Below are 19,960 nucleotides of genomic sequence, written 5' to 3' on the forward strand. Positions count from 1 at the left end.
GTCTAGACCTCGTGCGTGACCGGGGTCACGCCGTCCCACGGTTCGGCCGCACTCCTTGCAAAATGTGCTCCCGGACCCCTCGTCCGCCGAGCCGTCGTCGGAATTCGGCTGCGCGTCCACCGGCCCGGCTGGTAGACGTCGACCATGACGACCCCCTACGTGTCCTGGCCGCGCGAGGTGGGCGACCTCCGCCTGCGCGTCCCGACGAGCCGCGACGTCGACCGGGTGCTGGTGTGGCGCAACGAACCGGAGGTGACGCGCTGGCTGCTGCGCACCACGCAGGACGCCGACGACCTGCGCGCCTCGTGGCGCCGCACGCTCGACGACCCCTACGACCAGAGGATCCTGGCCGAGCTGGACGGCGTCGTCGTCGCGACGGCGTCGCTGGGAGTGGACGACGGCATGGGGCAGCCGCGGAGCGACGCCTGGCGGAAGGCCGAGGGCTCGATCGGCTACCTCGTGGACCCGGCCTACGCGGGGCGGGGGATCGCGACCGCCGTCGCGGGCGCGCTGCTGGACGTGGCGTTCACCGACCTCGGGCTGCACCGCGTGACCGCCGGCTGCTTCGCGGCGAACGAGGCGTCGTGGCGGGTCCTGGAGAAGCTCGGCATGCGGCGCGAGCAGCACGGCGTCCGCGACTCGTGGCACGACGAGCTGGGCTGGGTGGACGGGTACACCTACGCCGTCCTCGCCGACGAGTGGGCGGGCGTGCCGGAGCGGCAGCCCGCGGACTGAGACACCTGACCCGGCACGAGGACGGCGCCCGGGTTGCAGGACACCGAGCGCCGTTCTCGCCAGCCCGGACGCGGGTAGCAGGCGCTTGGTCCGATCACTGGGTGGGGTCGTTCCCACCGAGTGGGTCCTCAACCGGGGACTTCCTTAGCGTGGGTCCCGGCGCCCGGCTGTCTCCCCCCATGGAACGCCCGCCCGGGCGGGCGTGCAAGCGCTCAGGCGTGCCGACGCCGCCACCAGCGGCGGAGCAGCCAGGCGGCCACGCCGGCGACGACGACGCCGCCCGCGGCGAGCGCCACGGCGGGCGGGCGGATCGCGGAGCGGAGGGCCACGGGGCGGGAGAACGTGAGCACGCCCCAGCCGTTCTCGGCGGCGACGCGGCGCAGCGTCTTGTCGGGGTTGACGGCGAAGCCGTGCCCGACGGCTCCCAGCATCGGGGCGTCCGTCACGGAGTCGGAGTAGGCGTAGCTGCGCTCGAGGTCGTAGCCGCGCCGGGCGGCGAGCTCGCGCACGGCCTCGGCCTTCTGCTCCCCGTACGCGTAGAACTCGATCTCGCCGGTGTACCGGCCGTCCTCGACCGCCATGCGGGTGGCGACGACGTGGTCGGCGCCGAGCACGGTCGCGATCGGCTCGACGAGCTCGGTGCCGGAGGCGGAGACGATGACGACGTCGTGCCCGAGCTCGTGGTGCTCGGCGATGAGCTCCACGGCCTCGGCGTAGACGTACGGGTCGATGAGCTCGTGCACCGTCTCGGCGACGATCTGCTGCACCTTGCTCACCTCCCAGCCGGTGGCGAGCTCGGACAGGTGCTTGCGCATCCGCTCGGTCTGGTCGGCGTCGGCGTTGCCCGCGTAGAAGAGGAGGTGCGCGTACGCGCTGCGCAGCACGTCGCCGCGCGTGATGAGGCCCCCGGCGTAGAACGGCTTGGAGAACGCGGCCGAGGAGCTCGTCGCGATGATCGTCTTGTCGAGGTCGAAGAACGCGGCGACGCGCGACCGCGACGTCGTCGTCACGGGTGGTGACGTCTCGCGTGGTCCAGGTCGGTCGGTCACGGGCCAGAGCCTAGCCGGGCGGACCGCCGCGGCGTCCGGGATCTCATGCACAACTCTTGTGCAGAAGTCTTGTGCACAAGAGTTGTGCATGGTTATTGTGCACGCATGGAACCGACGCCGGAGCGCCCGTACACCCACCTCGAGCTGACCGCCGAGGCCGCGAAGGTCCTCGCCCACCCGCTGCGCTCCCGGCTGCTCGGCGCGCTCCGTCGCGGTGGCCCGGCCTCGGCCACGGCGCTCGCGGCCGAGCTGGCCACCAACACCGGCGCCACGAGCTACCACCTCCGCAAGCTGGCGTCCGTCGGCCTCGTGACCGACACCGAGGAGGGGCGCGGCAAGGAGCGGCTCTGGGCGGCGGCCACGCAGAGCCACGGCTGGCGCGACTCCGACTTCGGCGGCGACGAGGACGCCCAGACCGCCCTCGGCTGGCTGGTGCGCGACTACCACCGGCAGTTCGACACGAACTACGCCCACTGGCTCGACGTCCAGGAGAACTGGCCGAAGGAGTGGACCGACGTCGCCGGCATGACCGACACCTGGGTGGACGTCACGCCCGAGCAGGCGGCCGCGATGGCGGACGAGCTCGAGGCCGTCGTCAACAGGTACCTGCGCGTCGGCACCGGCGACCCGCGCGCGCGGCGCCTGCACCTGTGGCGGTTCCTCTTCCCGCTCGACGCCGACGACGTGCCCGGTACCGGGACCGCCGCCGTCGACGAAGGGCCCGAGAGCAAGGACGACGAGTCATGAGCCCGCAGCGCGTCTTCCTCCTGCTCTCGGCCACCCGGTGGTTCCCGGTCGGCCTGGTCGTCACGGTCACCACGCTGCTGCCGATCGAGCGCGGCCTCACCGTGGCCCAGACCCTCTCCCTCGCCTCGGTGATGGGCCTCGTCGTGTTCGCGCTCGAGCTCCCGACCGGCGGCACCGCCGACGCCGTCGGGCGACGTCCCATGCTCGTCGCCTCCGCCGTGGTGCAGGTGCTGGCGGCCGCCACGTTCCTGCTGGCGCAGTCCTTCTGGGCCTTCCTCGTCGCGTCGGCGCTCATGGGCATGTTCCGGGCGCTGGACTCCGGCCCGCTCGAGGCGTGGTTCGTCGACGCCGCGCACGCGAAGCATCCGGGCGCGGACGTCGACCGCACGCTCGCGCACCAGGGCACCGTGCTCGGGGTGTCGATCGCCCTCGGCGCGCTCGTGTCGGGCGGGCTGATCTGGTGGCACCCGTTCGCCGCGTGGTCGGCGCTCGCGCTCCCGTACGCCACGTACTGCGTCCTCGCCGTGGTGCACCTGGTGATGGTCACGCTGCTCGTCCGAGAGGCTCCGCGTCGTCCGGCCGACACCGGGACGGTCGTCGTGCCGGTCGGACGACGCCGGTGGCGTGCGGCGGTCCGGTCGGCCGTCGGATCGGCACGGCAGATGCCCGCCGTCGTCGCCTCCGGCCTGCGTCTCGCCCGGGACAGCCGCGTGCTGCGCGGCCTGCTGCTGGTGGAGCTCTTCACGGCCGCGGCGATGGTGGTCTTCGAGTCCCTGCAACCCGTCCGGATGGCGGAGCTGCTCGGTGGCGAGGCGCAGGCGGCGGCCGTCATGGGTCCCGTCGCCTCGGTCGGCTGGGGGACCTTCGCTCTCGGCGCGGCGCTGTGCGGACTCACCAGCCGCCGGTTCGGGGTGGCCCGCACGGCGATGGCGGCGCGTGTTCTCAACGGGCTCGGCGCGGTGTGGATGGGGCTGGCCGGCGGGCCCGGGATGCTCGTGGTCGCCTACCTCGTCACGTACGGGCTGCACGGCAGCTCGGGGCCGAGCTACAACGCGCTGCTGCACCGCGAGGCACGGCGGGACAACCGGTCCACGGTGCTGTCCCTGGCGTCGATGGTGGGCTTCGCGTCGTACGCCGTCGCGTCGCCCGCTCTCGGCTGGGTGGCGCAGACGGCGTCGACGTCGCTCGCGATGATGCTCGGCGGGGCGTTCAGCGTCCTCGGCGTGCTGTGCTTCCTGCCGGCGCTGCGCGCGGAGCGGGAGCGGGGGCGGCGACCTGTCGACGAGGTGGACGACGTTCCGCAGGACGCCGCCGCGGCCTGACGCCGCACGGAGGCCGCCCCCAGACGAGCGTCGTCCACAGATCCTCGCTCGCCGGCCCGACGGGTGAGCGCTGCGGACCAGCCTGGGGCACATGGACGACGCACCCACCCGCACGCTGCCCCGGCCGACGGACACCCGGACGACGGACACCCGGCCGACGACCGCCTGGCCACCGCCCGGCCCCGCGCCCTGGGCACCGGGGCCGGGGCGCCGCACGGTCGCCGTCGTCGGCGCGTGCGGCGGCGCCGGGGTGAGCACCTTGGCGGCGGCCCTCGCCCAAGGGCTCCGGCGCGCGGGGGAGGGCGCGGTCCTCGTGGACCTCGACCTGCCGGGACCCGGCGTCGACGTGCTGCTCGGCATCGAGGACGAGCCCGGGGCCCGCTGGCCCGAGCTCGCCGCCGCGCGCGGGGACGTGGACGGCGTCGGCCTGGTGGCGGCGCTACCCCGCTGGCGTGCGGTGCCCGTGCTCTCGGGTGCCCGCCTGAGCCCCGCGCGCCCCGACGACGCGGTGGTCGTGGACGTCTGCACCGGGCTGCTGCGCGGCGGCGAGACCGTGGTGCTCGACCTGCCTCGACCCGCGGCCTGGACGGCGGCCGCGCGGATGCTCGTGGCCTCCGCGGACGTGGTGCTGCTCGTGGCCCCCTGCACCGCTCCCGGCGTGGCCGGGGCGCTGGTGGCCTGGGGCGAGCTCGTCGAGCTCGGCGTGCGGGACCCGTGGCTCGTCGCGCGGCGGCCCGCGCCCGGCCGCGTCGACGCGGCCACCCTGGGTGACGCCGTCGGGCTCTCGGTGGCCGCGACCGTGCGTGCGGACGCCCGCCTCCCCGCCGCCGTCGACCGTGGCGACGGGCCGCCCGTCGGCCGGCGTACCCCGCTCGGTCGTGCCGCGGCCTCGCTGGTGGCGGCGCTGGCGGGCGCGTCGTGACCGCCCGTGGGCTCGTCGACCGCGACCTGCTCGACGACGTGCGGGCCCGGGTCGGCACGTCCGGGACGGCGCTCGACGACGCCGCGGTCCGCGACGCCCTGCGGGCCACCGGGCGGGTGTTCGGGTCGGCGGCGCTGAGCGACCTCGCGCGCGCGGCGCGGGCCGAGCTGACCGGCGCCGGCCCGCTGCAGGAGCTCCTGGACGCGCCCGACGTCACCGACGTGCTCGTCAACGGCCCGCGCGACGTCTGGGTGGACCGCGGCGACGGGCTCCGGCGGGTGGACCTCGACCTCGGCACGCCCGACGCCGTGCGGGCGCTCGCCGTGCGGATGGCGGCCGTCGCCGGGCAGCGGCTCGACGACGCGGCCCCGACGGTGGACGCGCGCATGCCCGACGGGACCCGGCTCCATGCCGTCGTGGAACCCGTCGCGCCGGCCGGCGCGGTAATCGCCCTACGGGTGCTGCGGCAGGCGGCGCACTCCCTGGAGTCCCTGGTCGCCGGGGGCGGGCTGCCGCCGCAGTGGGAGGGCGTGCTGCGCGCGCTCGTCGCAGGCCGGGCCAACCTGCTCGTCACGGGCGGCACCGGCACCGGGAAGACCACGCTGCTCGCCGCGTTGCTGTCCCTGGTGCCGCCCGCCGAGCGGGTGCTCGTGGTCGAGGAGGCCCGCGAGCTCGCGCCCCGGCACCGGCACGTCGTGTCCCTCGCCGCACGCCGGCCCAACGTCGAGGGCGTCGGCGAGGTGACGCTCACGGAGCTCGTCCGCGGCGCCCTGCGGATGCGGCCGGACCGGATCGTCGTCGGCGAGTGCCGGGGCGCCGAGGTCCGCGAGCTCCTCCTCGCCATGAACACCGGGCACGACGGCGGCATGGCCACCGTGCACGCCAACGCCGTCGAGCACGTGCCTGCTCGCCTGGAGGCGCTCGCGGCGCTGGCCGGGATGCCGCGGGACGCCGTCGCCGCGCAGGCGTCCGCCGCGCTCGACGTGGTGCTCCACCTGCGGCGGGGCGACGGTCGTCGGCACCTTGCCGAGATCGGCCTCGTCGGGCGGGACGACGACGGCCGGCTGACGGTCCGTCGTGCCGCCGTGTGGGCGCCGGGCACGGACCCGCGGCCCGACGGCGCGTGGGAGGAGCTCGTGCGGCGGTGGGCGTCGTGACGGGGCTCGGGGTGGGGGCCGGCGCGGGGATCGCGGCGGGGCCCTCGGCCGTCGGGCTCTGGGTGGCGCTCGCCGCGTGGCTGGTGCTGGCCCGCGGCGGGCGCCGCGCGGATGTCCTCGCTCGCCGCACGGTCGCGCGCCGCACCTCGTGGAGGGCGCGGCTGCGCCGGGGGCGGGACGCGTCGACGAGGGCGGACGCGGTGCGGGTCGCCGTCGCGCAGGTGGTGGCGCTGCTGCGGGCCGGGGCGCCGCCGGCAGCGGCCTGGTCGCGCGCGCTCGCGGTGCCCGTCGACGCCACCGGGGTGCCCGACCCGGCGGCGCTGGCACCGATGGTCGGCGGGGCGGGCCACGCTCGGTCGGTCGTGGCCGCCGCGGTGCTGTCCCGGGACGTCGGGGCGCCGCTCGCGTCCGTGCTCGACGCCGTGTCCGGGGCGCTCGTGGCCGAGGCGGAGGCCCGCGGGGAGCGGGAGGCGTCGTTGGCCGGGCCGCGGGCCACCGCGCGCGTGCTGATGGGGCTACCCCTGCTGGGCGCGGCGCTCGGCTGGGTGCTCGGCGCCGACCCGCTGGCGACGGCGCTCGACGGCGGCGTCGGCTCCGTCGCGGTGTGCCTGGGGCTCCTGCTGCTCGCCGCCGGGTGGGCGTGGACCGGCCGGCTGGTCGCTGCCGCGCGGGCGGCGGGGGAGGAAGCGGCATGAGCGCGCTCGCCCCCGACGCCGGCGCGGTCACCGTGGCGGGGGCGGCGTGGACGGTCGTGGTGGCCGTGCTGCTCGGCGCAGGGCCGTGGTGGCTGGCGCGCGGCGCCGCCGACCGGCGGGTGGCACGCCTGACCCTGGACGGTCGTGCGCCCACGCGCGCCGACGGGCCCGCGGCGGATCCCGTGGACGTGCCCGTCGTGCTGGAGCTCCTCGGGGCGGCGCTCCGCGCGGGAGCCGGCGTCCCGCGAGCCCTCGAGGCGACGGGCGCGGCGCTCGCCGGCGTTCCGTCGTCGGGCACCTCCGAGGTGTCCGGCTCGAGGTCGGCCGACGGCGCGGCCCTGCGAGCGGCGGCGGACGCGCTGCGGCTCGGCGCGGACTGGGGCGGCGCGTGGCGCGGCGCCCCGGACCGGCTCGGCCCGGCACACCGGGCCCTGCGCGGGGCCTGGACCGACGGGGCGTCCCCGACCGGCGCGCTACGAGCGGCGGGGGAGGAGCTGCTGCGTGCCCGCCGCGCGGCCGCGCGCACCGCCGCGGCCCGTCTGGCCGTGCGGCTCGTGCTGCCGCTCGGCGCCTGCTACCTGCCCGCGTTCGTGCTGATCGGCCTCGTGCCCGTGCTGCTCGCGCTGGGCGTCGACCTGCTGTCCGGGTGATCGTGCCCGGCCCACGACGACCCGGGCGCCGCCCGGGTCCGCCGCGCCCGCCCGGCCGGGTGGACGCGGCACGACCGGCCCGGACCGTCCGGCGCAGGTCGCGAGAAGGACACCCCAAGGAACGACCGAAGGAACACGGAGGAGCCATGACGAACGAGGACGACGGTCGCGTGACGGCCGAGAGCGAGCGGGAGCGAGGGGCGGCACCCGACGGTGGCGTGATCGCTGGTGCGGACCCGGGAGCCGGGTCGGAGCCCGCGCCCCTGGACCCGGAGGCCGGGCTGGCCACCGCGGAGTACGCCGTCGCCACCGTGGCGGCGGTCGGGTTCGCCGGCCTGCTCATCGCGGTGCTCAAGAGCGACACCGTCCGAGGCCTGCTGGAGACCATCATCAGCTCGGCGCTGTCCGTCTGATGCGCCCGCACCGCAGCAGGGGCGCGCGCACGACGCGGGCCCTCGGGGAACGGTCATGGGGGGCCGGGGGAGAGCGCGGCGCGGTCACGGCCGAGCTCGCCGTCGGGCTGCCGGTGGTGGCCCTCCTGCTGGTCGCGGTGCTCAGCCTCGCGGCCGCGTCCACGGCGCAGATGCGCGCCCTGGACGCGGCCCGGGCCGGGGCGCGCGCCTACGCCATCGGGGAGGACGACGCGGCGGCGCGCCAGGCCGTCGCGCAGGTCGGCGGCGACGACGCGGAGCTGACCGTCACCCGGGACGGCACGTGGGTGCGGGTCTCGGTGACCCGGCCGGTGGTGGGCGGGTGGTTCGCCGGCGCGCCCGTGCGGGCGTCCGGGGACGCGACGGCGTGGGTGGAGCCGTGAGCGCCGCGCGCGGCGGGGCGCACGAGTCCAGGCCGGACCTGCGCGAGAGCTCCGTGAGCCGGGAGCGGGGCGCGGGGACCGTCGTCGTGCTCGCGCTCGCGGCGGTGGTCGTGCTGCTCGCGCTGGCCGTCGGCGCGCTGGGCGCCGCGCAGCGGGCACGAGGGGCGGCCCAGGCCGCGGCGGACCTCGGCGCGCTCGCCGCCGCGACCGCATGGCGGCAGGGCGCCGACCCGTGCGCGACGGCGACCGAGGCCGTGCGCCGCAACGGCGGACAGGTGGTGGCCTGCGTCCCGGAGGACGGCGGCACCGTCGGCGTCCGGGCGACGCGCGCCGCGCTCGGCCCGGAGGTGGGGCCGTGGGCGGCGTCGCTCGGCGCCGCCGCCGCGCACGCCCGCGCGGGGCCACGGCCCGGCTCGGCCCCTGGGCCGGGTGGGCAGCCCGAGGTCGAGCCGCCACCCCGGGCCGAGCCGTCGCCGTGAGGCGCGCCCGGGCCGGACGGCGGTGGGGATCAGGAGGGGTTGACGTTGAACAGCGCGGCTCGCTCGCTGATCTTGCGGGCCCGGGCGAGGCGGGGCTTGTCCGAGCCGTCGCGGATCACGGAGCCCGACGCCTCGAAGTCGGCCAGGAAGTCGATCGCCCACGCGACGTCGGCGCTGGACGGGCTGAACGACTCGTTGATGACGGCCGGCGTCTCCAGGTCCAGGCAGAGCTTGCCGGTGAGGCCGAGGGCCACGCCGTCCGCCGACTGCTCGCGCAGCAGCGAGTGGCTCGTGCCGACGGTGGGGCCGTCGATCGGCCCGGGCAGGCCGCCGATCCGGCTGGCGGTGACGAGACGCGAGCGCGGGTACGCCATCGCGAGCGACTCGTTGGCGGTGCCGGTGTCGCGACGGTAGTCGCCGGAGCCGAACGCCAGGCGGAAGGCCCCGGGCGCCCGAGCGATGCTCACGGCGTCCTCGATGCCGAGCGCGGACTCGACCAGCGGGATCACCGGCACGCTGCCGCCGAGCCGCTGGGCCGTGTCGATCACCTGGTCGGGCGACTCGGTCTTGGCCAGCATGACGCCGCGCAGCCCCTTCGAGTCCCACAGGGCGCGGACGTCGTCGGCCCAGGCCTGCGAGCCGCGCTCGTTGATGCGGACCCAGGCGCGACCGCCCGCGGAGAACCAGTCGAGCACCTTCTGGCGGGCCTCGTCCTTGCGGCTGTCGTCGACCGCGTCCTCGCAGTCGAGGATCACCTGGTCGGCGCGGGAGAGCTGGGCGGCGTCGAACATGTCGTCGCGCAGGGCCGACAGCAGCAGCCAGGAGCGGGAGTTGGCTGGGTCGACGCGCGTGTCCTCGCGGGAACGGCGGCGTTCGGCGAGGTCGATCTCGGTAGTCACCTCACGATGGTAGGTTCCGCCGGCGCGTGGCTCAGCACGGCATCCAACAAGCGCAGGGCCGCGGACTTGTCGAGGGGCGCGTTGTCGCTGCCGCACTTGGGCGACTGGACGCACGCCGGGCAGCCCTCCGCGCAGGCGCACGCGGCGATCGCGTCCCGCGTGGCGCGCAGCCACCGGGCGCCCAGCTCGTACCCGCGCTCGGCGAATCCGGCGCCGCCCGGGTACGCGTCGTACACGAAGACGGTGGCCTCCCCGGTGTCGGGGTGCACCTCCGTAGAGACGCCGCCCAGGTCCCACCGGTCGCACGTCGCCAGCAGCGGCAGCAGGCCGATCGAGGCGTGCTCGGCCGCGTGCAGGGCGCCCGGCGTCTCGTCGGGGGAGACGCCCGCCGCCCGCAGCACGAAGCCCGGCACCGACCACCACACGGCGGTCGTGGCGAGCGTGCGCGACGGCAGGTCGAGCGCCTCCGTGCCGAGCACCTGCATGTCCGGCAGCCGGCGGCGCTGGAAGCTCACCACCTGGCTCGTCACCTCCACCGGGCCGAGGCCCCACCGCACCGGGCCCCAGTCGCGACCCTCCACCGGCCGGTGCCCCTCCTCGTCGATCGCGATCTCCATGACCTCGTGCGACCAGGTGCCGTGCTCCACGTCCTTGCGCACCACGAGGGCCACGTGGTCGGCGAGGTCCAGGTGGTCCACGACGAACGTCGCGCCCTGGTGCACGTACACCGCGCCGTCGTGCACCTGCCCGTCCGCCGACCCGGCGTCCACCGTGCCGAGCATCCGGCCCGTCGTCGCCTCGACGACCCGTACCGGCCGCCCTCCGGAACCGCGCAGGTCAGCCATCGACGACGCGGGCTGCGCGTGCGTCCAGTACCAGCCCGACGGCCGGCGCCGCAGCGCGCCGCGCGCGACGAGCACGTCGAGCACCTCGCGCACCGCCCGCGGGTTGCCGAAGGCGGCGAGGTCCTCGGCGCGCAGCGGCACCTCCTGCGCGGCGGCGCAGAGCTGGGGCGCGAGCACGTGCGGGTTGGCCGGGTCGAAGACGGTGGCCTCGAGCGCGGCGTCGAACACCGCCTCCGGGTGGGTCACGAGGTACGTGTCGAGCGGGTCCTCGCGCGCGACGAACGCCACCAGGCCCTCGGCGCCCGCGCGGCCGGCGCGCCCCGCCTGCTGCCAGAGGGACACGCGCGTCCCCGGCCACCCGGCCACGAGCACGGCGTCCAGACCGGAGATGTCGACGCCCAGCTCGAGCGCGTTGGTCGTGGCCAGGCCGCGTAGCTCGCCGGTGCGCAGCGCCTGCTCGAGCTCGCGACGCTCCTCCGGCAGGTACCCCCCCCGGTAGCTCGCCACCCGGGACTCCAGCCCCGCGGCCACCGGCCGCAGGTGGTCGCGCGCCTGCTGCGCCACCGACTCCGCCCCACGCCGCGACCGGGTGAACGCGAGCGTGCGCGCGCCGTGCGCCGTGAGGTCGGCGAGCAGGTCGGCCGCCTCGGCGGTGGCCGACCGGCGCGGGTGCTCCGCGGCGCCGCGGGTCGTGAGCACGGCCTCGGCCTCGTGCGCGGTGTGCGTCGCGTCGAGCGGGTCGGGCAGCGCCCAGGGGTCGTCGTCGTGCGTCGGCGTCTCCCCGGTGGCCCGTGACCGGTCGAACGCCGCCACCTCCGGCGGCTGCCACAGCGCGAAGGTGCGTCGTCCCGCCGGCGACGCGTCCGCCGTGACCGCGACGACCTCCTCGGGCGCCACCCCCACCAGCCGCGCCGTGCTCGCCGCGGGCTCCGCCGTCGTCGCGCTGGCCACCACGAACACCGGCGACCTGTCCGACCGTGAGCGCACCCCGGTGAGCTGTGCGTCCGACACGCCGGGGGGCGCCTCGCGGCTGTCAGACGCTCCGCTCACCCCGGTGAACTGTGCGTCCGACAGGGGGCGGTAGTGGGCGGCCAGCCGGGTGAGCCTCCGCAGCACCAGCGACACGTGCGCCCCGAAGACGCCGCGGTAGGCGTGCCCCTCGTCGACGACGACGTACCGCAGCCCGCGCAGCAGCCGCGCCCAGCGCCGGTGGCCGGGCAGCATCGAGAAGTGCAGGAAGTCGGGGTTCGTGAGCACCACGTCGGCGTGCTCCGTCACCCAGCGGCGTTCCTCCGTCGGGGTGTCGCCGTCGCAGGTCGCGACGCGAGGGCGGGGGCCGGGCATCTCCGCGACCAGCCGCTCCAGGCCGGCGAGCTGGTCGGCCGCCAGCGCCTTGGTGGGGGAGAGGTAGAGCACGGTGGCGGGCTCGGCACCGCGCACCGCCGTGAGCGCGGGCAGCCAGAACGCGAGGGACTTGCCCGAACCCGTCGACGTCGCGAGCGCGACGTGCCGCCCGGACCGGGCGGCGTCGGCGGCCTCGACCTGGTGCGCCCAGGGGCGGTCGACGCCGAGCGCGCGGTAGCCGTCGACCACGCCCGGGTCCGCCCAGCCCGGCCAGTCCGTCGTCACCCCGGCGCGCGCCGGGAAGGTGCGCACGTGCGTGAGCCGGTCCGCCCGCGCGCCGTGCGCGGTGAGCACGTCGAGCAGCGGGTGCTGCTCGGGCTCGAGGGCAGGGACGGCGGGCACGGCCGACAGTCTTGCACCGCGCGGAGGCCGTGGGTTCCGTGCGCGCGGAGGCTCCGCCGCGGGTGAAGTTTGTCCTGACATCGAGGTGAAATCCCCCGAAAGCAGTATTTCTTCGCACCGGCGATCTAGGATCTCTCGCGCTGCTGGCCCCTCCGTCTCCCGGAGCCGGGCCGCGCCCCCCCGACGCCGACGAAGGACCCCTCGATGCGCCATGCCACCGTGGCGGCGACCGCCGCTGCCCTCCTCCTGATCTCCGCCGGCCCGGCCGCCGCGGGCGGCTCGGACGACGAGCCGCCCTACCAGGTCACCGCGGACGGGCTCACCCTGCCGGCGGGTGACGCCTTCCGGGACGGCGGACACGTCAACATCAGGTACACGACGCCGGGGGCGGGGGAGCAGGGCGCCGGCATCCACTTCGAGACCCTCAACCAGCGGCCCTCCGGGGCGTACGTCGGGAAGCAGTTCCTGCCGTGGTCCGCGCTGCTGGGTGAGGTCCCCGCCGAGCTGTGCATCACGTGGGTGCAGGTGGAGGGCTACAACGAGCACTTCGGCGAGGGCGGACAGGAGCCGGTGTGCGCCCCGACCACGGGGGCCGTCCCGGAGCCGTCCGGGTCTCCGGAGGCTTCGGCGCCCCCGGTGGAGACGCCGACCACGCCCGACGCCCAGGAGCCCGCCCCCGAGACCTCGTCCCCGACGACGCCCTCGGGGGAGGACACGACCGACGCCCCTGCCTCGGGCACCGAGAGCGGGACGCCGGGCGCCGAGACCGGCGGCGGAACGCGGCCCTCGCCCGCGGACGAGCCCGCGGCGTCGCGCTCCGAGGCGCCGGTGTCGGACGACGTCGTCAGAGGCGGACCGCGGTCGGTCGCCGCCGACGCCTCGGAGCGGTCGGCCGCACCGGCGGCGGCGGACGGCGACGCGACGGTCGCCACCGTCGAGGAGCTGCCGCGCACGGGTGCCGCCGTGGCGGGGCTGGTCGTCGCCGCGGCCGCGCTGCTCGGCGCGGGGGCGGCGCTGCTGCTCGTGCGCCGTCGACGGCGCGCCTGAGGCTCAGGTCGGGCATGTCGGGCCTGGCCTGAAGCGCGCGGAACCGGCGGGATATCGCGGTTCGGTACGGAATGGCGTTGGCATCCGGTGAAGAGGCTGTGACCATCCCCGCACCGGTTTTGTTATCCGATCGTGACATCGTTCCCTGGTACGCATGCCTCGATCCATCGCCCGTCGTTCCGTCGTGGCCGCGGTCGCCGGTGCGCTCGTCACCTCCGCCCTGGTGGTGCCGGCCGCGGCCTCCGCGAGCCCCGCCTCCGCGGCCCCCGCGTCCGCCGTCACGCAGTCCGTACGCACCGCCGCCGGCAGCGGCGGCGTCCGCTGGGTGAAGTGGAACAAGGCGCCGCTGACGAAGACCGCGTCCAGCCGGTCCCGGATCGTGGCCCGGCCCGACGACGGCACGCGGCTGCGCGTCCTCGACCGCGGCACGCACCGCCTTAAGGTGCGCACGCCCGCCGGCAGGGTCGGCTGGGTGTCGAAGAACGCCGTCACGGCGACCAGGCTCAAGGACGTGTCCGGCACCCGCTACACCACGGGGAAGGTCACGCTGACCAAGGACATCGGCACGCGCTCGGAGAAGGTCAAGAAGGCGCGCCTCGGCACCAAGGTCACCGTCCTGGCCCGCACCATCGGCCGCGACAGCAACCGCGTCAAGGTGCGCGTGCCGGGCGGCAGGACGGGCTGGATCTCCACCAGCCGCATCTCGAAGCGGAACGTGTGGGGCCAGCTCGCGCGCTGCGAGTCCGGTGGCAACCCGCGCACCAACACGGGCAACGGGTTCTACGGCATGTACCAGTTCACCGGCCGCACCTGGCACGCCGTCGGCGGCAAGGGCCTGCCGCACCGCCACGGCAAGTCCGAGCAGACCAAGCGCGCGCAGATCCTGCAGGACCGTGCGGGCTGGGGCCAGTGGCCGCACTGCACCCGCAAGCTCGGCCTCCGCTGACCCTCCGGGCGGGCGGTCAGCCGGCCAGGACCGCCTGCATCGCCCGGGACAGGTACCAGGGGTCGACGACGGCGGTGAGCTCGCGCGCGGAGTGCATCGACAGGATGGCGGCGCCGACGTCGACGACGCGGATGCCGAGGCGCGTCGCGGTGATCGGCCCGGTCGTGGAGCCGCAGGGCACGGTGTTGTTCGAGACGAACTCCTGGCTGGGCACCCCGGCCGCGGCGCACGCGGCCTGCCAGCGGGCGGCCCCGTGCGCGTCCGTCGCGTAGCGCTGGTTGGCGTTGATCTTGAGGATCGGGCCGGCGCCCGCGTGCGGGTGGTTCGCCGGGTCGTGCCGCTCGGGGTAGTTCGGGTGCACCGCGTGCCCGACGTCGGACGACACGCACAGCGACGCGGCGAAGGCGCGGGCCCGCTCGTCCTCCGACGCGCCGAGCCCGGCCGACACCCGCCGCAGCACGTCCTCCAGGAACGGGCCAGCGGCGCCCGAGCGCGACCCGGACCCGATCTCCTCGTGGTCGAACGCCGCGACGACGCCGATCCCCGCGAGGTCCTCGGGCGCGACGGCGAGCAGCGCCGCGATCGCGGCGTGCGTCGAGAGCTGGTTGTCCAGGCGCGGCGACGCCCACAGCGCCTCGCCGATGCCGAACGCGCGCGGCGGCTGCGTCTCGGCCAGGACGACGTCGTAGCCGAGGACGTCCGCGGCGTCGACGCCGTCGCCGGCCGCCGCGGCGAGCTCCGCCAGCACGTCGGCCTGCGACACGTCGCCGAGCCCGACCACGGGCTGCGTGTGCCGCTGCTTGTCGAGCGTCAGCCCCTCGTTCGCGGACCGGTCCAGGTGGATCGCGAGCTGCGGGATGCGCGCGATCGGGCCGGTGCGCACCAGGTGCTCGACGGTGCCCCCGGAGCCGTCCGACGTCACCAGCCGTCCGGCGAGCTCCACCTCGCGGTCCAGCCACGAGTTGAGCAGCGGCCCGCCGTACACCTCGACGCCGGCCTGCACCCAGCCGTCCCGGCCGGTGGTCGGCCTCGGCTTGAGCTTGAACCCGGTGGAGTCGGTGTGCGTGCCGAGGATCGTGAACGGCGTCGTCGCGCCCGCCGTCGGCGGCACCGCGACGGCGATCACCGAGCCGTCGCGGACGACGACGTAGCGCCCGCCCGGCACGACGTCCCACGCGGCCGTCTCGTCCAGGCGCACGAAGCCGGCGTCCTCCGCGCGGCGGGCCACCTCCCGAGCGGCGTGGTACGACGACGGCGAGGCGGAGACGAACGCCCCCAGGTCCTCGGTGTGGGCGCGGGCGGCTGCGGGGACGACGTCGGGCATGACCGTCATCCTCCCACGCGGTTGGTCGTCAGTCGCCGCGCGGCGGCCCCACGTAGCCGTCGACGAACTGCGTCCACCGCCCGTCCCCGTCGATGGCCAGCCGCCATCCCAGGTACCCGGTCTGCTCGTCCGCGCTCATCTCCTTCGCCTCCCGCGGGGTGATCGCGCCCGCGTCGACGGCCTCCTGCCAGTCCTCGGGCGTCGACTGGCACGCGTCGAGGTTCACGCGCGGCCACGTGGACATCCGCTCGAGACCGTCGTCGGTCATCACCTGGACCGAGCAGGGCGTCGTCCCCGCCAGCAGCCGCGCGAGGATCGCGTACACGTCCTCGTCGCGCTCGGCGCCGGGCAGCTCGAGCAGCTCCCGGGGGGCCTGCCCACCCCAGTTGAGGTCGTGCCGGTCGGCCTCCTCGGCCAGCGCGATCAGGGTGTCGTCGTCGCACTCCAGGGCGGCGGTCAGCAGCGCGGACGCGGTGGTGCGACCCGGTTCGTCCACGTCGGTGAGGTCCGGAACCCCCGCGTCGATCCCGGCGGCGGAGCAGTCGTCGCTCCCCAGGACCTCGCCGGCCCGGTGGGACACGTGCGCGCCCTTCGCGTCGAGGTCGACGTCGACCCAGGACGGCGAGGCCATCACCGTCGCCTCGGTGAAACTGTCGCTCCAGGCCACGCCGTACGCGCGCACCTGGTAGTGCCCGTCGGGGAGCGGGTGGGGGTACGCGGTGCGGCCCTCTCTCGTGCCGTCCGGTGCGCAGGTCGTGGCCGGGGAGTCGGTGGCGAAGCGCTCCAGCGGGCCGGCGACGAGGTCGACCGGGATCTCGGTCTGGTCGGTGCCCAGGTCGACGACGCGCCCGTCCTGCGCCCAGACCAGGGTGGGGCCCACGAGCACCGCGTCGGCCGGAACCGTGTCGGCCACCTGGACCGAGGTCGTCATCACGATCGTGCTCACCCCGACCCCCGTCCCGTCCTCCTGGGTCGCCCCTCCGAGGTCGGCGCCGCTCGGGACCACGGTCATGCGATAGGGGCCGGTCCGTTCCGGTGCGACGTCGTCGGCGGGCATGCCGCACGTCAGCCCGGTGCCCTCGAGCCAGGTCGGCTGGTACCCGGGCTGGATCAGGTCGGCGGCGCGCGCGCCGTCGGCCCGTGTGTCGTCGCCGGACGGCGAGGGCGACGGCGTCGGGCTGGTGGCGGGGCCGGGCAGGGGCTGCGGCGCGTCGGGCAGCAGCGCGGCGCCGCCCAGCACCAGCCCGGCGACGACCGTGAGCGCGGTGGCGCCGATGCCGGCCTGCTTGGCGGTGCGCCGGCGTCGTACCCGCCGCCGTACCGAGCCCAGTGCGCCGTCGAGGGCCGACGCCGACGCGCCCAGGCCGGCGAGCGCGTCCAGCTCGCGGCGCAGCGTCTCGTCGGTGCGGGCGTCCGCCCAGTCGTCCCGCGCGTGGTTCGTGCTCATCGTCCGGCCCTCCGTCCCGCCGTGGTGGTCGTGGTGCTCGAGGTGGCGCGCCCGGGGGCGTCGTCGGCCACGCGCAGCACGTCGCGCAGCGTCGTCGTCGCGTCGGCGAGGTAGCGCTTGACGGTGCCCTGCGCGAGGCCGAGGGCGTCGGCCACCTGCGGCACGGTGAGGTCCTCGAAGTAGCGCAGGACGACGCACGCCCGCTCGCGCGGGGCCAGGCGCCCCAGCGCGGCGGCGACGTCCGCCCGCGCCGTCGCGCCCGAGGCGGCGCCGCGCACGCGGTCGTCGGTGGCCACGAGCGGCCGCGCCGCCGCCCACCGCTTCGTGCGCCGGTGCTCGTCGAGGAAGAGGGTGAGGATCGCGCGCCGCACGTACGCCTCGCTCGTCCCGCCCGCGTCGAGCGGGTGCACGCCCGCCCCGCCCCGCGCCTCTCCGGAGCCCCGGCGGAGCCGCGCGAACACCTTGACCAGCGCGTCCTGGACCAGGTCCTCCGCGAGCCGTTGGTCCCCGCAGAGCACGTAGGCGTACCCGACCAGGGCACGGCCTCGCGCCCGTGCGAGCTCGGCGAGCTCGTCCTCCCAGCGACTCATCGTCCGACCACCAGTCCCTCCCGTGCCGTCCTCACCCGCTGGGACGGTCGGGGGACGGGAATCGTTGGGGTCAGGATTCCACGGTGGTTCGTGACGGCCGTCACATGTGGGTAGACTCCCCGGCATCCCGCCGTCAACGGCGACGGCGGGACCTTACCGACGGACGGTCACCGCCGTCCCCGCCGGGTCGAGGAAGCACGTCAAGGAGGACGGATGCTCACGTTCGGTTCCAGCAGCATCACGATCGTCGCGGTCATCGCCGTCATCGCGCTGGCCGCGCTCGTGTGTGCGGGCACCCTGCGGCGGCAGGTGCTCGCCGCCCCCGAGGGCACGCCAGGCATGCAGGAGATCGGGCGGGGCGTCCAGGAGGGGGCCTCCGCCTACCTCAACCGTCAGTTCCGCACGCTCGCGATCTTCGCCGTCGTGGTGTTCGCCCTGCTCTTCCTGCTGCCGGGCGACGGCGGGGTCCGCGTGGGCCGGTCGATCGCGTTCCTGTTCGGGGCCGCGTTCTCCGCGGCCATCGGGTACCTGGGCATGTGGCTCGCCGTGCGCGCCAACGTGCGGGTGGCCGCCGCCTCGACCCGTCCCGACGGGCGCGCGGAGGGTGCACGGATCGCGTTCCGCACCGGCGGCGTCGTGGGCATGTCCGTGGTCGGGCTCGGGCTGCTGGGGGCGGCGCTCGTCGTGCTCGTGTACCGCACGGAGGCGCCGGCCGTGCTGGAAGGCTTCGGCTTCGGCGCCGCGCTGCTGGCCATGTTCATGCGGGTCGGCGGCGGCATCTTCACCAAGGCGGCCGACGTCGGCGCGGACCTGGTCGGCAAGGTCGAGCAGGGCATCCCCGAGGACGACCCGCGCAACGCCGCCACCATCGCGGACAACGTGGGCGACAACGTCGGCGACTGCGCCGGCATGGCCGCCGACCTCTTCGAGTCGTACGCCGTCACCCTGGTCGCCGCCCTCATCCTCGGCAAGGCCGTCATGGGGGAGCAGGGCCTCGTCTTCCCGCTGATCGTCACCGCCGTCGGCGCGTTCGTCGCGCTGCTGGGCGTGCTCGTCACCCGCGTGCGGGGCAGCGAGAACGGCCTCAAGGCCATCAACCGCGGCTTCTACCTGTCGGCCGTCGTCGGGGCCCTGCTGGCCGCGGTCGCCGCGTTCGTCTACCTGCCGTCGTCGTTCGCCGACCTGTCCGGCACCGCCGAGCTCGGCGAGGTCACCGCCGACCCGCGCGTCGTCGCGTCGCTGGCCGTCATCATCGGCGTCGTGCTCGCCGGGATCATCCTGTGGATCACCGGCTACTTCACCGGCACGACGTCGAAGCCGACGCTGCACGTCGCGGCGACGTCGCGCACCGGTGCGGCCACCGTGGTGCTCTCCGGCATCGGGGTGGGCTTCGAGTCCGCCGTCTACACCGCGGGCGTCATCGCCGCCGCGATCTGCGGCGTCTTCCTGCTCGCCGGCGGCTCGCTCTGGCTGTCGCTCTTCCTCGTGGCGCTCGCGGGCTGCGGCCTGCTGACGACCGTCGGCGTCATCGTCGCGATGGACACCTTCGGGCCGGTGAGCGACAACGCGCAGGGCATCGCCGAGATGTCCGGCGACGTCGACGACGAGGCCGCGCAGATCCTCACGGACCTCGACGCGGTGGGCAACACGACCAAGGCCATCACCAAGGGCATCGCGATCGCGACGGCGGTGCTCGCCGCGACCGCGCTCTTCGGCTCGTACGCCGACGCCGTGTCGACGGCGCTGGGCGAGGTCGCGGAACGGGGTGCGGGCCTGGTCCCGGCGATGCTCAGCTTCGAGATCGTCTCGCCGGTGACGCTCGTGGGCGTGATCCTCGGCGCCGCCACCGTGTTCCTCTTCTCCGGCCTCGCCATCGACGCCGTGACCCGCGCGGCGGGCGCGATCGTCTTCGAGGTGCGCCGCCAGTTCCGCGAGCACCCCGGGATCATGACCTACGAGGAGCGGCCGGAGTATGGCCGCGTCGTGGACATCTGCACCCGCGACTCGCTGCGCGAGCTCGCCACCCCCGGCCTGCTGGCCGCGTTCGCACCGATCGCCGTCGGCTTCGGCCTCGGCGTGGGGCCGCTCGCCGGGTTCCTCGGGGGCGCGATCGGCGCCGGCGTCCTCATGGCCGTCTTCCTCGCCAACTCAGGCGGCGCCTGGGACAACGCGAAGAAGATCGTCGAGGACGGCGCCTACGGCGGCAAGGGCTCCGAGGCGCACGCCGCCACCGTCATCGGCGACACCGTCGGCGACCCGTTCAAGGACACCGCCGGCCCCGCGATCAACCCGCTCATCAAGGTGATGAACCTGGTGTCGGTGCTCATCGCGCCCGCCGTGGTGATGCTGAGCGTGCCGGCCGACGCGAACCAGGCGGTGCGCATCGTCATCGCCGTCGTCGCGGCGGGCATCGCCTTCGGCGCGGTCATCATGTCCCGCCTCCGCGCGGCCCGCGTGGACCGCGAGCAGGCGGACGAGGCGGCGAGCGTCCCCGCGAGGTAGACCGCACCCGGACGACGAGACGGAGAAGCTCGGGCGGGGCCGCA

General features: G+C 75.9%; 19 protein-coding genes. 13 read left to right on the forward strand and 6 right to left on the reverse strand.

Going from position 1 to position 19,960, the window contains the following annotated elements; genetic code table 11:
- Positions 1–144: 144 nt before the first annotated feature.
- On the forward strand, positions 145–735 hold the full coding sequence (locus ACFWEK_RS02380; RefSeq protein WP_430547066.1) for a GNAT family N-acetyltransferase: 591 nt from the start codon (positions 145–147) through the stop codon (positions 733–735).
- Between the two features lie 212 nt (positions 736–947).
- Here ACFWEK_RS02380 and ACFWEK_RS02385 read toward each other — a convergent pair whose 3' ends face one another.
- Positions 948–1,784: an HAD family hydrolase gene (locus ACFWEK_RS02385; protein WP_430547065.1), complete on the reverse strand. Its 837-nt coding sequence runs from the start codon at positions 1,782–1,784 to the stop codon at positions 948–950.
- A 105-nt stretch (positions 1,785–1,889) separates the two neighbouring features.
- Between ACFWEK_RS02385 and ACFWEK_RS02390 the strand changes: the two genes are divergently transcribed.
- The 9 genes from ACFWEK_RS02390 (at position 1,890) to ACFWEK_RS02430 (ending at position 8,570) form a co-directional block, all read left to right on the forward strand.
- Positions 1,890–2,531, forward strand: a complete 642-nt coding sequence (locus ACFWEK_RS02390) for a winged helix-turn-helix domain-containing protein (RefSeq protein ID WP_430547064.1) — start codon at positions 1,890–1,892, stop codon at positions 2,529–2,531.
- A complete protein-coding gene (locus tag ACFWEK_RS02395) occupies positions 2,528–3,853 on the forward strand; it encodes an MFS transporter (protein WP_430552958.1) in 1,326 nt (441 codons plus the stop codon). Before ACFWEK_RS02390 ends, ACFWEK_RS02395 begins: the two co-directional genes overlap by 4 nt.
- 91 nt (positions 3,854–3,944) lie before the next feature.
- Positions 3,945–4,775 carry a P-loop NTPase gene (locus ACFWEK_RS02400; RefSeq protein WP_430552959.1) on the forward strand — a complete coding sequence of 277 codons (831 nt, stop codon included), beginning with the start codon at positions 3,945–3,947 and terminating at the stop codon, positions 4,773–4,775.
- On the forward strand, positions 4,772–5,932 hold the full coding sequence (locus ACFWEK_RS02405) for a TadA family conjugal transfer-associated ATPase (protein WP_430552960.1): 1,161 nt from the start codon (positions 4,772–4,774) through the stop codon (positions 5,930–5,932). The genes ACFWEK_RS02400 and ACFWEK_RS02405 overlap by 4 nt, the downstream gene beginning before the upstream one ends.
- On the forward strand, positions 5,929–6,627 hold the full coding sequence (locus tag ACFWEK_RS02410; protein ID WP_430552961.1) for a type II secretion system F family protein: 699 nt from the start codon (positions 5,929–5,931) through the stop codon (positions 6,625–6,627). The genes ACFWEK_RS02405 and ACFWEK_RS02410 overlap by 4 nt, the downstream gene beginning before the upstream one ends.
- Complete coding sequence (locus tag ACFWEK_RS02415) at positions 6,624–7,277, forward strand: secretion system protein (RefSeq protein WP_430552962.1); 654 nt, start codon at positions 6,624–6,626, stop codon at positions 7,275–7,277. Before ACFWEK_RS02410 ends, ACFWEK_RS02415 begins: the two co-directional genes overlap by 4 nt.
- A 146-nt stretch (positions 7,278–7,423) precedes the next feature.
- The gene (locus ACFWEK_RS02420; protein WP_430552963.1) at positions 7,424–7,690 is read left to right on the forward strand and encodes a DUF4244 domain-containing protein; all 267 of its coding nucleotides are present in this window, start codon (positions 7,424–7,426) and stop codon (positions 7,688–7,690) included.
- Positions 7,690–8,091: a TadE family type IV pilus minor pilin gene (locus ACFWEK_RS02425; RefSeq protein WP_430552964.1), complete on the forward strand. Its 402-nt coding sequence runs from the start codon at positions 7,690–7,692 to the stop codon at positions 8,089–8,091. The genes ACFWEK_RS02420 and ACFWEK_RS02425 overlap by 1 nt, the downstream gene beginning before the upstream one ends.
- Entirely contained in the window at positions 8,088–8,570 is a 483-nt protein-coding gene (locus ACFWEK_RS02430) for an Rv3654c family TadE-like protein (RefSeq protein ID WP_430552965.1), read from the forward strand. The genes ACFWEK_RS02425 and ACFWEK_RS02430 overlap by 4 nt, the downstream gene beginning before the upstream one ends.
- Before the next feature lie 29 nt (positions 8,571–8,599).
- Here the strand turns inward: ACFWEK_RS02430 and ACFWEK_RS02435 are convergent, their stop codons facing one another.
- Together ACFWEK_RS02435 and ACFWEK_RS02440 are read right to left on the reverse strand one after the other, a co-directional pair.
- Positions 8,600–9,469 carry an HpcH/HpaI aldolase/citrate lyase family protein gene (locus tag ACFWEK_RS02435; RefSeq protein ID WP_429765942.1) on the reverse strand — a complete coding sequence of 290 codons (870 nt, stop codon included), beginning with the start codon at positions 9,467–9,469 and terminating at the stop codon, positions 8,600–8,602.
- Positions 9,466–12,060, reverse strand: coding sequence for a DEAD/DEAH box helicase (locus ACFWEK_RS02440; protein WP_430552966.1), 2,595 nt, complete (start codon positions 12,058–12,060; stop codon positions 9,466–9,468). Before ACFWEK_RS02440 ends, ACFWEK_RS02435 begins: the two co-directional genes overlap by 4 nt.
- Positions 12,061–12,264: 204 nt before the next feature.
- Here ACFWEK_RS02440 and ACFWEK_RS02445 point away from each other — a divergent pair, with 204 nt between their 5' ends.
- Complete coding sequence (locus ACFWEK_RS02445; protein ID WP_430552967.1) at positions 12,265–13,107, forward strand: LPXTG cell wall anchor domain-containing protein; 843 nt, start codon at positions 12,265–12,267, stop codon at positions 13,105–13,107.
- 154 nt (positions 13,108–13,261) lie between these two features.
- Positions 13,262–14,053, forward strand: coding sequence for a transglycosylase family protein (locus tag ACFWEK_RS02450; protein ID WP_430552968.1), 792 nt, complete (start codon positions 13,262–13,264; stop codon positions 14,051–14,053).
- A gap of 16 nt (positions 14,054–14,069) precedes the next feature.
- Here the strand turns inward: ACFWEK_RS02450 and ACFWEK_RS02455 are convergent, their stop codons facing one another.
- The 3 genes from ACFWEK_RS02455 to ACFWEK_RS02465 are packed head-to-tail and all read right to left on the reverse strand — an operon-like array spanning position 14,070 to position 17,414.
- Entirely contained in the window at positions 14,070–15,377 is a 1,308-nt protein-coding gene (locus ACFWEK_RS02455) for a M18 family aminopeptidase (RefSeq protein WP_430552969.1), read from the reverse strand.
- 28 nt (positions 15,378–15,405) lie between these two features.
- A complete protein-coding gene (locus tag ACFWEK_RS02460; protein ID WP_430552970.1) occupies positions 15,406–16,824 on the reverse strand; it encodes a hypothetical protein in 1,419 nt (472 codons plus the stop codon).
- On the reverse strand, positions 16,821–17,414 hold the full coding sequence (locus ACFWEK_RS02465; protein WP_430552971.1) for a sigma-70 family RNA polymerase sigma factor: 594 nt from the start codon (positions 17,412–17,414) through the stop codon (positions 16,821–16,823). Before ACFWEK_RS02465 ends, ACFWEK_RS02460 begins: the two co-directional genes overlap by 4 nt.
- Positions 17,415–17,627: 213 nt before the next feature.
- Between ACFWEK_RS02465 and ACFWEK_RS02470 the strand changes: the two genes are divergently transcribed.
- Positions 17,628–19,916 carry a sodium-translocating pyrophosphatase gene (locus ACFWEK_RS02470; RefSeq protein ID WP_430547048.1) on the forward strand — a complete coding sequence of 763 codons (2,289 nt, stop codon included), beginning with the start codon at positions 17,628–17,630 and terminating at the stop codon, positions 19,914–19,916.
- Positions 19,917–19,960: the final 44 nt, after the last annotated feature.

It is taken from the genome of Isoptericola sp. NPDC060257 (genome assembly GCF_042726645.1).
Taxonomy (GTDB): domain Bacteria; phylum Actinomycetota; class Actinomycetes; order Actinomycetales; family Cellulomonadaceae; genus Isoptericola; species Isoptericola nanjingensis.